General features: G+C 60.1%; 11 protein-coding genes. 10 read left to right on the plus strand and 1 reads right to left on the minus strand.

Annotation, left to right across the window (positions count from 1 at the left end; all coding sequences use genetic code 11):
- Nucleotides 1-12: 12 nt before the first annotated feature.
- From sdhC to brnQ, 10 genes are all read left to right on the plus strand, one after another.
- Nucleotides 13-399 (plus strand): succinate dehydrogenase, cytochrome b556 subunit, encoded by a 387-nt coding sequence (gene sdhC / locus CXQ80_RS07745; RefSeq protein ID WP_178080755.1) that lies wholly within the window; start codon nucleotides 13-15, stop codon nucleotides 397-399.
- Nucleotides 393-761: a succinate dehydrogenase, hydrophobic membrane anchor protein gene (sdhD, locus tag CXQ80_RS07750; protein WP_101318128.1), complete on the plus strand. Its 369-nt coding sequence runs from the start codon at nucleotides 393-395 to the stop codon at nucleotides 759-761. The genes sdhC and sdhD overlap by 7 nt, the downstream gene beginning before the upstream one ends.
- Before the next feature lie 3 nt (nucleotides 762-764).
- Nucleotides 765-2,537, plus strand: coding sequence for a succinate dehydrogenase flavoprotein subunit (gene sdhA / locus CXQ80_RS07755; protein ID WP_101318131.1), 1,773 nt, complete (start codon nucleotides 765-767; stop codon nucleotides 2,535-2,537).
- Nucleotides 2,538-2,549: 12 nt separating this feature from the next.
- Nucleotides 2,550-3,254, plus strand: coding sequence for a succinate dehydrogenase iron-sulfur subunit (locus CXQ80_RS07760; RefSeq protein WP_101318133.1), 705 nt, complete (start codon nucleotides 2,550-2,552; stop codon nucleotides 3,252-3,254).
- Between the two features lie 245 nt (nucleotides 3,255-3,499).
- Entirely contained in the window at nucleotides 3,500-6,331 is a 2,832-nt protein-coding gene (locus CXQ80_RS07765; RefSeq protein ID WP_101318135.1) for a 2-oxoglutarate dehydrogenase E1 component, read from the plus strand.
- A 42-nt stretch (nucleotides 6,332-6,373) separates the two neighbouring features.
- Complete coding sequence (gene odhB, locus CXQ80_RS07770; RefSeq protein ID WP_101318137.1) at nucleotides 6,374-7,603, plus strand: 2-oxoglutarate dehydrogenase complex dihydrolipoyllysine-residue succinyltransferase; 1,230 nt, start codon at nucleotides 6,374-6,376, stop codon at nucleotides 7,601-7,603.
- A gap of 92 nt (nucleotides 7,604-7,695) precedes the next feature.
- Nucleotides 7,696-9,132 (plus strand): dihydrolipoyl dehydrogenase, encoded by a 1,437-nt coding sequence (lpdA, locus tag CXQ80_RS07775; protein ID WP_101318139.1) that lies wholly within the window; start codon nucleotides 7,696-7,698, stop codon nucleotides 9,130-9,132.
- A gap of 173 nt (nucleotides 9,133-9,305) precedes the next feature.
- Nucleotides 9,306-10,472, plus strand: coding sequence for an ADP-forming succinate--CoA ligase subunit beta (sucC, locus tag CXQ80_RS07780; protein ID WP_008091914.1), 1,167 nt, complete (start codon nucleotides 9,306-9,308; stop codon nucleotides 10,470-10,472).
- Nucleotides 10,472-11,356: a succinate--CoA ligase subunit alpha gene (gene sucD / locus CXQ80_RS07785; protein WP_101318141.1), complete on the plus strand. Its 885-nt coding sequence runs from the start codon at nucleotides 10,472-10,474 to the stop codon at nucleotides 11,354-11,356. Before sucC ends, sucD begins: the two co-directional genes overlap by 1 nt.
- Nucleotides 11,357-11,666: 310 nt before the next feature.
- The gene (brnQ, locus tag CXQ80_RS07790; RefSeq protein WP_101318143.1) at nucleotides 11,667-12,980 is read left to right on the plus strand and encodes a branched-chain amino acid transport system II carrier protein; all 1,314 of its coding nucleotides are present in this window, start codon (nucleotides 11,667-11,669) and stop codon (nucleotides 12,978-12,980) included.
- 122 nt (nucleotides 12,981-13,102) lie between these two features.
- On the opposite strand, the gene soxR is transcribed toward brnQ, so the two are convergent.
- The gene (soxR, locus tag CXQ80_RS07795; protein ID WP_101318145.1) at nucleotides 13,103-13,567 is read right to left on the minus strand and encodes a redox-sensitive transcriptional activator SoxR; all 465 of its coding nucleotides are present in this window, start codon (nucleotides 13,565-13,567) and stop codon (nucleotides 13,103-13,105) included.
- Nucleotides 13,568-13,576 lie beyond the last annotated feature (9 nt).

The raw sequence follows: 13,576 nt of genomic DNA on the forward strand, positions 1-13,576 counted from the left end.
GGGCTCTTCAGTGTGAAAAAAGCCGTGAAAAGCCAACGACCTGTAAACCTAGACCTAAGGACCATCAAACTCCCCATTACCGGTATTACGTCATTCCTGCACCGTGTCTCCGGCATCATTCTCTTCCTGGGCTTGGCGATCATGCTTTACGCATTGAGCAAATCCCTGGGTTCGGAGGAAGGTTTCGGCGAGGTGAAGGCGTGCTTGACCAGTCCGCTGGCCAAGTTCGTGGCGTGGGGTCTCCTCTCTGCCTTGCTGTATCACCTGGTTGCCGGTGTGCGCCATTTGATCATGGACATGGGCGTCGGTGAGACACTGGAAGGCGGAAGACTGGGCTCGAAAATCATCATCGCTGTTTCCGTAGTGGTGATCGTGCTGGCAGGAGTTTGGATATGGTAACTAACGTCACGAACCTCTCGCGTTCGGGCCTCTATGACTGGATGGCGCAGCGCGTATCTGCGGTCGTTCTCGCGGCTTACTTCATCTTCCTGATCGGCTACCTCGTCGCCCACCCGGGTATCGAGTTTGCCCAGTGGCACGCTCTGTTCTCCAACAATGCGATGCGAATCTTCAGTCTGTTGGCCCTGGTGGCCCTTGGCGCTCACGCCTGGGTCGGCATGTGGACCATCGCCACTGACTACCTGACGCCAATGGCGCTGGGCAAGTCGGCGACTGCGATTCGTTTCCTGTTCCAGGCGGTATGCGGCGTTGCGATGTTCGCTTACTTCGTCTGGGGTGTGCAGATTCTCTGGGGTATCTGATTCATGGCTATGATTCCAACGATTTCATTCGACGCCATCATTGTTGGTGGTGGCGGTGCCGGCATGCGCGCTGCGCTGCAGCTGGCCCAGGGCGGTCACAAGACTGCCGTGATCACCAAGGTCTTCCCGACCCGCTCGCACACTGTATCCGCCCAAGGCGGCATCACCTGCGCAATCGCCTCGGCTGACCCGAACGACGATTGGCGCTGGCACATGTACGACACCGTCAAGGGGTCGGACTACATTGGTGACCAGGACGCTATCGAATACATGTGTCAGGAAGGCCCGGCTGCGGTGTTCGAGCTGGACCACATGGGTCTGCCGTTCTCGCGTACCGAAACTGGCCGTATCTACCAGCGTCCGTTCGGTGGCCAGTCCAAGGACTTCGGCAAGGGCGGTCAGGCGGCGCGCACCTGCGCAGCTTCCGACCGTACCGGTCACGCGCTGCTGCACACCCTGTACCAGGGCAACCTGAAAGCCGGCACCACCTTCCTCAATGAGTACTACGCAGTCGATCTGGTGAAAAACCAGGACGGCGCATTCGTTGGTGTGATCGCGATCTGCATCGAAACCGGCGAAACCCTGTACATCAAGGCCAAGGCCACTGTACTGGCGACTGGCGGTGCGGGCCGTATCTACGCGTCGACCACCAATGCCCTGATCAACACCGGTGACGGTATCGGCATGGCCCTGCGCGCAGGCGTTCCGGTACAAGACATCGAAATGTGGCAGTTCCACCCGACCGGCATCGCCGGCGCTGGTGTGCTGGTCACCGAAGGTTGCCGTGGTGAAGGCGGTTACCTGATCAACAAGCACGGCGAGCGTTTCATGGAGCGCTATGCGCCTAACGCCAAAGACCTTGCTGGTCGTGACGTTGTGGCCCGCTCGATGGTCAAGGAAATCATCGCCGGTAACGGCTGTGGTCCGAATGGCGACCACGTGATGCTCAAGCTCGACCACCTCGGCGAAGAAGTGCTGCACAGCCGTCTGCCAGGTATCTGCGAGCTGTCCAAGACCTTCGCCCACGTCGACCCAGTGGTCGCGCCGGTGCCGGTCGTACCAACCTGCCACTACATGATGGGCGGCGTTGCCACCAACATTCATGGTCAGGCCATGACCCAGGACGCCGACGGCGTCGACCAGATCATCCCGGGCTTGTTCGCCGTGGGTGAAGTGGCTTGCGTATCGGTTCACGGCGCCAACCGCCTGGGCGGCAACTCGCTGCTCGACCTGGTGGTGTTCGGTCGTGCTGCTGGTCTGCACCTGGAAAAAGCGCTGTCCGACGGCATCACCTACACCGACGCCAGCGACACCGACATCGAAGTCGCCCTGAGCCGCTTGAACAAGCTCAATCAGCGCACCGATGGCGAAGACGTGGCTACCCTGCGTCGCGAGCTGCAAAGCTGCATGCAGAACTACTTCGGCGTGTTCCGCACCGGCGAATACATGCAGAAGGGCATCGAGCAGCTGGCTCAGCTGCGCGAGCGTATTGGCAACGTCAAGATCAACGACAAGTCCCAGGCCTTCAACACCGCGCGGATCGAAGCGCTGGAGCTGCAGAACCTGCTGGAAGTTGCCGAAGCTACTGCGATTGCCGCAGAAGTGCGTAAAGAGTCGCGCGGTGCTCACGCCCGTGAAGACTTCGAAGATCGTGACGACGAAAACTGGCTGTGCCACACCCTGTTCTTCCCAGGTGAGAAGCGGGTTGCCAAGCGCGCAGTCAACTTCGCACCGAAGACCGTACCGGCGTTTGAGCCAAAAATCCGGACTTACTAAGGGGTGGCCGCTATGTTGAAAGTCGAAGTATATCGCTACAACCCGGACACCGACTCGGCGCCGAAAACTCAGATTTTCGAAGTCGACACCGGTGGCAAGGACCTGATGGTGCTGGACGTGCTGGCACTCATCAAGGAGCAGGACGAAGGTTTCTCCTATCGTCGCTCCTGCCGTGAAGGCGTCTGTGGTTCCGACGGCATGAACATCAACGGCAAGAACGGTCTGGCGTGCATCACGCCGCTGTCTGCCGTAGTAAAAGGTAACAAATTGGTCGTGCGTCCGCTGCCGGGCCTGCCAGTTATCCGTGACCTGGTCGTCGATATGAGCATCTTCTACAAGCAGTACGAGAAGGTGAAGCCATTCCTGCAGAACGATTCGCCAGCTCCGGCTATCGAACGCCTGCAATCGCCAGAAGAGCGCGAGAAGCTGGACGGTCTGTACGAGTGCATCCTGTGCGCTTGCTGCTCGACTTCCTGCCCGTCGTTCTGGTGGAACCCGGACAAGTTCCTCGGTCCAGCTGCACTGCTGCAGGCCTATCGCTTCCTGGCCGACAGCCGCGACACGAAAACTCAGGAGCGCCTGGCGTCCCTGGATGACCCGTTCAGCGTATTCCGCTGCCGCGGGATCATGAACTGCGTAAACGTTTGCCCTAAAGGTCTGAATCCGACCAAGGCAATCGGTCACGTACGTAACATGCTGCTGCAAAGCGGCACCTGATACACAGCTGTAGCAAGTGCAAGACACTGAAGCGCGGGTGGTGAGCCCGCGCGGAGGTGAAACCCGGGCAGGGGTCGATAAGGCCCACGCCCATTACCTATGAAGATTTGAGACCAGCAGGGGCTTCCGGGCTGGTACCCGGAAAATCTGCAGGATCCTCGGTGGCGTGATTGGTCGCTGTTCTCGGGCTTTCTCATGCGTATTGAGGTACTTGCCGATTCGTCCCCGAACGAGGGTGACCAAGCATGCAAGAAAGCGTGATGCAGCGCATGTGGGAAAGCGCCCACCTTTCAGGTGGTAACGCTGCATATGTGGAAGAGCTCTACGAACTCTACCTGCACGACCCTAACGCTGTGCCAGAAGAGTGGCGCACCTACTTCCAGAAGTTGCCCGCCGACGGCAGCACCGCTACCGATGTATCGCACTCGACAATCCGCGACCATTTCGTACTGCTGGCAAAGAACCAGCGCCGCGCTCAACCGGTTTCCGCCGGGAGCGTGAGCAGCGAACACGAGAAGAAGCAGGTTGAAGTTCTGCGACTGATCCAGGCCTATCGTATGCGCGGCCATCAGGCTGCCAAGCTCGACCCGTTGGGGTTGTGGCAGCGCCCTGCGCCCGTAGACCTGTCGATCAATCACTACGGCTTGACCAATGCCGATCTTGATACGACCTTCCGTGCCGGCGACCTGTTCATCGGCAAAGAGGAAGCGAGCCTACGCGAAATTCACGATGCGCTGGAGAAGACATATTGTCGCACCATCGGCGCCGAGTTCACCCATATCGTCGATTCCGAGCAGCGTAGCTGGTTCCAGCAGCGTCTCGAAAGCGTGCGTGGGCGTCCGGAGTTTTCCGCTGATGTGCAGGCGCATCTGCTTGAGCGTGTCACCGCAGGTGAAGGCCTCGAGAAGTATCTGGGCACCAAGTATCCAGGTACCAAGCGCTTCGGTCTGGAAGGCGGCGAGAGCCTGATCCCGATGCTGGACGAAATGATCCAGCGCTCGGGCTCCTACGGCACCAAGGAAGTCGTGATCGGCATGGCCCACCGTGGCCGGCTGAACGTGCTGGTCAATACCTTCGGCAAGAACCCGCGCGAGCTGTTCGACGAGTTCGAAGGCAAGAAGATGAACGAGCTGGGCTCGGGTGACGTTAAATATCACCAGGGCTTCTCGTCGAACGTGATGACCCCGGGTGGTGAAGTTCACCTGGCCATGGCGTTCAACCCGTCCCACCTGGAAATCGTCTCGCCAGTGGTGGAGGGTTCGGTGCGCGCCCGTCAGGACCGTCGCAACGACAGCGTTGGCGACAAGGTACTGCCGATCTCGATTCACGGTGATGCTGCGTTCGCTGGCCAGGGTGTGGTGCTGGAAACCTTCCAGATGTCGCAGACCCGCGGTTTCAAGACCGGCGGTACCGTGCACATCGTGATCAACAACCAGGTTGGTTTCACCATCAGCAACCCGCTCGACTCGCGTTCCACCGAGTACTGCACCGACGTCGCCAAGATGATTCAGGCGCCGATCCTGCACGTCAACGGTGATGATCCGGAAGCAGTGCTGTTCGTGACCCAGCTGGCCATCGATTACCGCATGCAGTTCAAGCGTGACGTGGTGGTTGACCTGGTCTGCTACCGTCGCCGCGGCCACAACGAAGCGGACGAGCCTAACGGCACCCAGCCACTGATGTATCAGCAGATCAGTAAGCAGCGCACCACCCGTGAGCTGTACGCCGAGTCGCTGATCCAGGCCGGTCGTGTCGATGCCGAGCGTGCTCAGGCCAAGATCGACGAGTACCGCAACGCACTGGACAACGGTCTGCATGTGGTCAAGAGCCTGGTCAAGGAGCCGAACCGCGAACTGTTCGTCGACTGGCGTCCATACCTGGGCCATGCCTGGACCGCGCGTCACGACACCCGTTTCGACCTCAAGACCTTGCAGGACCTGTCGGCCAAACTGCTGGAGATGCCGGAAGGCTTCGTCGTGCAGCGTCAGGTGTCGAAGATCTACGAAGACCGCCAGAAGATGCAGGCCGGTGGCTTGCCGATCAACTGGGGCTATGCCGAAACCATGGCGTACGCCACGTTGGCCTTCGAAGGTCACCCGATCCGCATGACCGGTCAGGATATCGGCCGCGGCACCTTCTCGCACCGCCATGCGGTGTTGCACAACCAGAAGGACGCCAGCACCTATATCCCGCTGCAGAACCTGTACCCGGGCCAGCCACGTTTCGACCTGTACGATTCGTTCCTGTCCGAGGAAGCAGTTCTGGCGTTCGAATACGGTTACTCGACCACTCAGCCAAACGCGCTGGTGATCTGGGAAGCCCAGTTCGGCGACTTCGCCAACGGTGCGCAAGTGGTGATCGACCAGTTCATCACCAGTGGCGAGCACAAGTGGGGCCGTCTGTGCGGTCTGACCATGCTGCTGCCGCACGGCTACGAAGGCCAGGGTCCTGAGCACTCCTCGGCGCGTCTGGAGCGTTACCTGCAGCTGTGCGCCGAGCACAACATCCAGGTGTGCGTACCGACCACTCCGGCACAGATCTACCACCTGCTGCGTCGCCAGGTGATCCGCCCGCTGCGCAAGCCGCTGGTGGTCCTGACGCCGAAGTCGCTGCTGCGCCACAAGCTGGCCGTGTCGACCTTGGAAGACCTGGCAGAAGGCTCGTTCCAGACCGTGATCCCGGAAATCGATACCCTCGATCCGGCCAAGGTCGAACGCTTGATCCTGTGCAGTGGCAAGGTCTACTACGACCTGCTGGAAAAACGCCGTGCCGAAGGCCGCGAAGATATCGCCATCGTGCGTATCGAGCAGCTGTATCCGTTCCCGGAAGACGACCTGGTCGAAATCCTGGCGCCGTACAGCAACCTCAAGGCCGCCGTCTGGTGCCAGGAAGAGCCAATGAACCAAGGCGCCTGGTACAGCAGCCAGCACCACATGCGCCGTATCCTGGGCCGCCACAACAAGGCACTGGTCCTGGAATACGCCGGCCGCGACGCTTCTGCCGCGCCAGCCTGTGGTTACGCATCGAAGCACGCCGAACAGCAGGAAAAACTGCTGCAAGACGCCTTCACTGTTTAATGCTTTCGCGCACCTGAAACCGAATTTAAGGAAACACTGCTAATGGCTATCGAGATCAAAGCCCCAACCTTCCCGGAATCGGTTGCCGACGGCACCGTTGCCACCTGGCACAAACAGCCGGGCGACGCCGTCAAGCGTGACGAGCTGATCGTTGACATCGAAACCGACAAAGTCGTCCTGGAAGTGCTCGCCACTGCCGACGGCGTACTCGGCCCGATCGTCAAGGGCGAGGGCGACACCGTCCTCTCCGACGAACTGCTGGGCTCGATCGTTGAAGGCGGCGCTGCTGCCGCTGCACCTGCTGTTGCCGCGCCTGCTGCTGGCGGCGCTGCCCCGGCCGCTGCTGCCGACGCTGGCGAAGACGACCCGATCGCTGCACCGGCCGCGCGCAAGCTGGCTGAAGAAGGCGGTATCGATCTGGCTACCGTCGCCGGCACTGGCAAAGGCGGTCGTATCACCAAGGAAGACGTGGTTGCTGCCGTTGCCAACAAGAAGTCCGCGCCTGCCGCGGCTCCTGCTGCCAAGCCAGCCGCTGCTGCTGCCGCTCCAGTACTGACCGCCACTGGCGACCGTACCGAGAAGCGTGTGCCGATGACCCGTCTGCGCGCCAAGATCGCCGAGCGTCTGGTCGAAGCCCAGTCGAACATGGCGATGCTGACCACCTTCAACGAAGTCGACATGACCGAAGTCATGGCTCTGCGTTCGAAGTACAAGGACCTGTTCGAGAAGTCCCACAACGGCGTACGCCTGGGCTTCATGTCGTTCTTCGTCAAGGCCGCTACCGAGGCGCTCAAGCGCTACCCGGCAGTCAACGCCTCGATCGACGGCACCGACATCGTCTACCACGGCTTTGCTGACGTCGGCGTTGCCGTCTCCAGTGACCGTGGCCTGGTGGTTCCAGTACTGCGCAACGCCGAGCAGATGAGCCTGGCTGAAATCGAGAACGGCATCGCCACCTTCGGCAAGAAGGCTCGTGACGGCAAGCTGGGCATCGAAGACATGACCGGCGGTACCTTCACCATCACCAACGGTGGTACATTCGGCTCGATGATGTCGACCCCGATCGTCAACCCGCCGCAGGCGGCTATTCTGGGCATGCACAACATCATCCAGCGTCCGATGGCGGTCAATGGTCAGGTTGCCATTCGCCCGATGATGTACCTGGCGCTGTCCTACGATCACCGTCTGATCGATGGCAAGGAAGCAGTAACCTTCCTGGTCACCATCAAGAACCTGCTGGAAGACCCGGCTCGTCTGCTGCTGGACATCTAACACGCAGCTGCAAGCGGCAACCGGCCGGCTCCCGTGCGAGCCCGTCGCTTGCCGCTTGAGGCTTGCAGCTTGTAGCTGAAAAGGAATCTTTTATGACCCAGAAATTCGACGTGGTAGTGATTGGTGCAGGCCCTGGTGGCTACGTTGCCGCGATCAAGGCCGCTCAGCTTGGCTTGAGCACCGCCTGCATCGAGAAGTACACCGACGCCGAAGGCAAACTGGCCTTGGGCGGTACCTGCCTGAACGTCGGTTGCATTCCTTCCAAGGCGCTGCTGGACAGCTCCTGGAAATACAAGGAAGCCAAAGAAAGCTTCAACGTTCACGGTATCTCCACTGGCGAAGTGAAGATGGACGTTGCTGCCATGGTTGGCCGCAAGGCTGGCATCGTGAAGAACCTGACCAGCGGTGTTGCCACCCTGTTCAAGGCCAACGGTGTTACTTCGATCCAGGGCCACGGCAAACTGCTGGCTGGCAAGAAAGTCGAAGTCACCAAGGCTGACGGCACTACCGAAATCATCGAAGCCGAAAACGTGATCCTGGCCTCCGGCTCGCGTCCGATCGACATTCCGCCGGCTCCGGTCGACCAGAACGTCATCGTCGACTCCACCGGTGCCCTGGAATTCCAGACCGTTCCGCAGCGTCTGGGCGTGATCGGCGCTGGCGTGATCGGCCTGGAACTGGGTTCGGTATGGTCGCGTCTGGGTGCTCAGGTAACTGTCCTGGAAGCTCTGGATACCTTCCTCATGGCTGCCGATACTGCAGTTGCCAAGGAAGCCCAGAAGACCCTGACCAAGCAAGGCCTGGACATCAAGCTGGGCGCTCGCGTGACCGGCTCGCAAGTCAACGGCAACGAAGTCGAAGTGACTTACACCGATGCCAACGGCGAGCAGAAGATCACCTTCGACAAGCTGATCGTTGCGGTCGGCCGTCGTCCAGTGACCACCGAACTGCTGTCTGCCGACAGCGGCGTCGACATCGACGAGCGCGGCTACATCTTCGTCGATGACTACTGCGCAACCAGCGTGCCGGGCGTGTACGCCATCGGTGACGTGGTGCGTGGCATGATGCTGGCGCACAAGGCCTCGGAAGAGGGCATCATGGTTGTCGAGCGCATCAAGGGCCACAAGGCTCAGATGAACTACGACCTGATCCCATCGGTTATCTACACCCACCCGGAAATCGCTTGGGTCGGCAAGACCGAACAAGCCTTGAAGGCTGAAGGCGTAGAGGTTAACGTGGGCACCTTCCCGTTCGCGGCCAGCGGCCGTGCGATGGCTGCCAACGACACCGGTGGTTTCGTCAAGGTCATCGCCGATGCCAAGACCGACCGCGTTCTGGGTGTGCACGTGATTGGCCCATCGGCTGCCGAACTGGTTCAGCAGGGCGCAATCGCAATGGAATTCGGCACCAGCGCCGAAGACATCGGCATGATGGTGTTCAGCCATCCGACCCTGTCCGAAGCGCTGCATGAAGCCGCTCTGGCTGTGAATGGCGGTGCCATTCACGTCGCCAACCGCAAGAAGCGTTAATTATAAGAAACCACGGCGGGTCGCCCGTCGTGAGTCCTGCGTGCATGACTCACCGCGGAACGTCCGCCGGACCGGACCTTCGGGACCACCCGAAGGTTTAACGGTCACAGGTGGTGCGGCGCCATTGTTGGCGCAGCGCCGAAGCGCAGTACCTAACGAAGACGGTATAAAGCATGAATCTTCACGAGTATCAGGGTAAGCAGCTGTTCGCTGAATACGGCCTGCCAGTTTCCAAGGGTTTCGCAGTCGACACCCCTGAAGCAGCAGCAGAAGCCTGCGACAAGATCGGCGGTTCCGAGTGGGTTGTAAAAGCCCAGGTTCACGCAGGTGGTCGCGGTAAAGCGGGCGGCGTCAAGCTGGTTCGCAGCAAAGAAGACGCCAAGGCGTTCGCTGCACAGTGGTTGGGCAAGCGTCTGGTGACTTACCAGACTGACGCCAACGGTCAGCCAGTGACCAAGATCCTGGTCGAGTCCTGCACTGACATCGCCAAAGAGCTGTATCTGGGCGCTGTAGTCGATCGTTCGAGCCGTCGTATCGTGTTCATGGCTTCCACCGAAGGTGGCGTGGACATCGAGAAAGTCGCTCACGAAACTCCTGAGAAGATCATCAAGGCTACTATCGATCCACTGGTTGGCGCTCAGCCATTCCAGGGTCGTGAACTGGCGTTCCAGCTGGGTCTGGAAGGCAAGCAAGTTGCACAGTTCGCCAAGATTTTCGTAGGCCTGGCCAAGCTGTTCAAAGAACACGACCTGGCCCTGCTGGAAGTCAACCCGCTGGTCATCAAGGCCGACGGCGACCTGCATTGCCTCGATGCCAAAATCAACATCGATGCCAACGCAATGTACCGTCAGCCTAAGCTGAAGACCTTCCACGACCCGTCCCAGGACGATCCTCGTGAAGCCCACGCTGCCAGCTTCGAGCTGAACTACGTAGCGCTGGAAGGCAACATCGGTTGCATGGTCAACGGTGCTGGCCTGGCCATGGGTACCATGGACATCGTCAACCTGCACGGCGGCAAGCCAGCCAACTTCCTCGACGTAGGTGGTGGTGCTACCAAAGAGCGCGTGACCGAAGCTTTCAAGATCATCCTGTCCGACAGCAATGTCGCGGCCGTACTGGTCAACATCTTCGGCGGCATCGTTCGCTGCGACATGATTGCCGAAGGCATCATCGGCGCTGTGAAAGAAGTCGGCGTCAAGGTACCGGTTGTCGTCCGTCTGGAAGGCAACAATGCCGAGCTCGGCGCTAAAGTACTGGCAGAAAGCGGTTTGAACATCATTGCTGCAACCAGCCTGACCGACGCTGCTCAACAAGTTGTCAAAGCTGCGGAGGGCAAGTAATGAGCGTCCTGATCAATAAAGACACCAAAGTCATCTGCCAGGGCTTCACCGGCTCGCAGGGCACTTTCCACTCCGAACAAGCCATCGCCTACGGCACCAAGATGGTTGGCGGCGTGACTCCGGGCAAGGGCGGCACCACTCACCTGGGCCTGCCAGTGTTCAACACTGTGAAAGAAGCTGTAGAAGCTACCGGCGCTGACGCTTCGGTCATCTACGTTCCAGCTCCTTTCTGCAAGGACTCGATCCTTGAAGCAGCCTTGGGCGGCATCAAGCTGATCGTCTGCATCACCGAAGGCATTCCTACCCTGGACATGCTGGATGCCAAGGTCAAGTGCGACGAACTGGGTGTTACCCTGATCGGCCCTAACTGCCCAGGCGTGATCACTCCGGGCGAGTGCAAGATCGGCATCATGCCAGGTCACATCCACTTGCCAGGCAAGGTCGGTATCGTGTCGCGTTCCGGCACCCTGACCTACGAAGCTGTCAAGCAGACCACCGACGCCGGCTTCGGCCAGTCGACCTGCGTCGGCATCGGCGGTGATCCGATCCCAGGCTCGAACTTCATCGACATCCTGAAGCTGTTCCAGGAAGACCCGCAGACCGAAGCGATCGTCATGATCGGCGAGATCGGCGGTTCGGCTGAAGAAGAAGCCGCTGCCTACATCAAAGCCAACGTGACCAAGCCGGTCGTTTCCTACATCGCTGGTGTTACCGCTCCTGCGGGCAAGCGTATGGGTCACGCTGGTGCAATCATCTCTGGCGGCAAAGGCACTGCAGACGAGAAGTTTGCAGCGCTGCAGGACGCAGGTGTCAAAACCGTGCGTTCGCTGGCCGACATCGGCAAGGCCCTGGCCGAGCTGACTGGCTGGGAAGCCAAGAAGTAATACGCTAGACCCCCCACGCGCACAGAGGCCACCTTCGGGTGGCCTTTGTCGTTTCAGCAGCCCTGCAAGTCAGCTCAGCGGGGCTGTCGTTCATAACCGCGACAGCCAATTGCATTGGCGAGACACCTCGTCAGCCAGCCGTGCAGTCGGGGTGCAACTTGGTTACACTGTCGCCCACTTTCGTGTCGGCGCCCCAAAAGGGCGCGGGTATGTCAAAAAGGTCTGTCCCACCCGGACGGTCCCATATTTCCCTCATCCAAGGGGAAATCCCTCTCTAAATCCCGATTTCAGTAGTGTGGTATTTCCTTAAATGAAAGTTCTCAAAGGCCAGGATATTCTGGCGCTTGGCTTTATGACGTTTGCGCTGTTCGTCGGCGCCGGCAACATCATCTTCCCGCCGATCGTTGGCTTGCAGTCAGGCCCGCACGTGTGGATGGCAGCCTTGGGCTTCCTCGTCACTGCAGTAGGCCTGCCGGTCATCACCGTGGTTGCCCTGGCCAAGGTCGGCGGCGGCATGGACGCGTTGAGCAGCCCGATCGGCAAGTTCTTCGGTGGCCTGCTGGCGGCGGTCTGCTACCTGTCGGTCGGCCCGCTGTTCGCCACCCCACGTACGGCGACGGTGTCGTTCGAAGTGGGCGTAGCGCCGTTGACCGGTGAAAGCCCGCTGGCGTTGTTCATCTACAGCCTGGTGTACTTCATCATCGTGCTGGCAGTGTCCATGTACCCCGGCAAGCTGCTCGATACCGTGGGCCGCTTCCTTGCACCGCTGAAGATCCTCGCCCTGGCGGCCCTGGGTATCGCTGCGTTTGCGCTGCCTGCCGGGACCATCGGCGAAGCACAGCCGGCTTACGTTGCCGCGCCGTTCTCGCAGGGTTTCATCAATGGCTACCTGACCATGGACACCCTCGGGGCGCTGGTCTTCGGTATCGTCATCGTCAACGCGATCCGCTCGCGTGGCGTAGAGTCGCCAAAGCTGATCACCCGCTATGCAATCATCGCTGGCCTGATCGCCGGGTTAGGGCTGGCACTGGTGTACATCAGCCTGTTCCGCCTCGGTGCCGGCAGCCATGACATCGCCGCTGAAGCTACCAACGGCGCGGCCGTGCTGCATGCCTACGTGCAACACACCTTTGGCTCGCTTGGTAGCGGCTTCCTGGCGGTTTTGATCGCGTTGGCCTGCCTGGTGACTGCGGTTGGCCTGACCTGCGCCTGTGCCGAGTACTTCAGCCAGATTCTGCCGCTGTCGTACCGCACGCTTGTGGTGATCCTGGCCGGTTTCTCGCTGGTGGTTTCCAACCTTGGCCTGACCAAGCTGATCATGTTCTCGATCCCGTTGCTGACGGCAATCTATCCACCATGCATCGTGCTGGTGGCGCTGAGCTTCTGCAAAGGGATCTGGAACTCGCCGGTGCGTATCATGGGTCCGGTGATGGCGGTGTCGTTGTTGTTCGGCATGGTCGACGCGATCAAAGGCACTTCGCTCGCGCACATCCTGCCGGATGCCGTAGCGCATCTGCCGCTTAGCGAACAAGGCCTGGCGTGGTTGGTACCTTCGGCGCTGACCCTCGGCGCGGCGATGCTTTGCGACTGGATGCTGGGCAAGCCGCGCGAGGTCCTGGCGTGACGCACTGACAGCTTTTGGCGAGCGCTGGCCACAAGCCGCTTGGGCGTTTGCTGCAGCTGAATGACAAAACCCCGTGTCCGTCAGGACCCGGGGTTTTTTTATGCGTGGCTTACAATGTGCAACTAGGAGCGTTCCAGGATCTGCGGGCCAGGGCCTGCTTCACCGAGTACATCACCTGGGTTGCGCAACGGGCAGTCATCCAGCGATAGACAGCCGCAACCTATGCAACTGTCCAGTTCGTTCCGCAATCTCGTCAGCCGTTCAATGCGCTCATCGAGGTTGGCCTTCCACTGGGACGACATCACCTTCCACTGCGCCGCGGTGAGTTTGCTGCCGACCGGGTACTGGCTGAACGCTGCGCGGATGGACTCCAGGGAAATCCCGGTGCGCTGTGCCACTTTGATGATGGCGATATAGCGCAACATGATTGCCGAGTAGCGGCGCTGATTACCTTCGCTGCGCGTGCTCGTGATCAACCCTTTGGACTCATAGAAGTGCAGGGTAGAGACCGCTACGCCGCTGCGCCTGGCCACCTCGCCGACGCTCAATGTCCGGTAGGGGCCGGTCGATTCGAGTTCTTTGTCCATGGTGCTTGA

It is taken from the genome of Pseudomonas sp. 02C 26, assembly GCF_002843585.1.
Taxonomy (GTDB): Bacteria; Pseudomonadota; Gammaproteobacteria; order Pseudomonadales; family Pseudomonadaceae; genus Aquipseudomonas; species Aquipseudomonas shirazensis.

Bases quoted from the DNA above. Each gene is read 5' to 3' on its own strand.
- sdhD (WP_101318128.1), top strand. From the start codon at position 393: ATGGTAACTAACGTCACGAACCTCTCGCGTTCGGGCCTCTATGACTGG.
- sdhA (WP_101318131.1), top strand. From the start codon at position 765: ATGGCTATGATTCCAACGATTTCATTCGACGCCATCATTGTTGGTGGT.
- CXQ80_RS07760 (WP_101318133.1), top strand. From the start codon at position 2,550: ATGTTGAAAGTCGAAGTATATCGCTACAACCCGGACACCGACTCGGCG.
- CXQ80_RS07765 (WP_101318135.1), top strand. From the start codon at position 3,500: ATGCAAGAAAGCGTGATGCAGCGCATGTGGGAAAGCGCCCACCTTTCA.
- odhB (WP_101318137.1), top strand. From the start codon at position 6,374: ATGGCTATCGAGATCAAAGCCCCAACCTTCCCGGAATCGGTTGCCGAC.
- lpdA (WP_101318139.1), top strand. From the start codon at position 7,696: ATGACCCAGAAATTCGACGTGGTAGTGATTGGTGCAGGCCCTGGTGGC.
- sucC (WP_008091914.1), top strand. From the start codon at position 9,306: ATGAATCTTCACGAGTATCAGGGTAAGCAGCTGTTCGCTGAATACGGC.
- sucD (WP_101318141.1), top strand. From the start codon at position 10,472: ATGAGCGTCCTGATCAATAAAGACACCAAAGTCATCTGCCAGGGCTTC.
- brnQ (WP_101318143.1), top strand. From the start codon at position 11,667: ATGAAAGTTCTCAAAGGCCAGGATATTCTGGCGCTTGGCTTTATGACG.
- soxR (WP_101318145.1), bottom strand. From the start codon at position 13,567: ATGGACAAAGAACTCGAATCGACCGGCCCCTACCGGACATTGAGCGTC.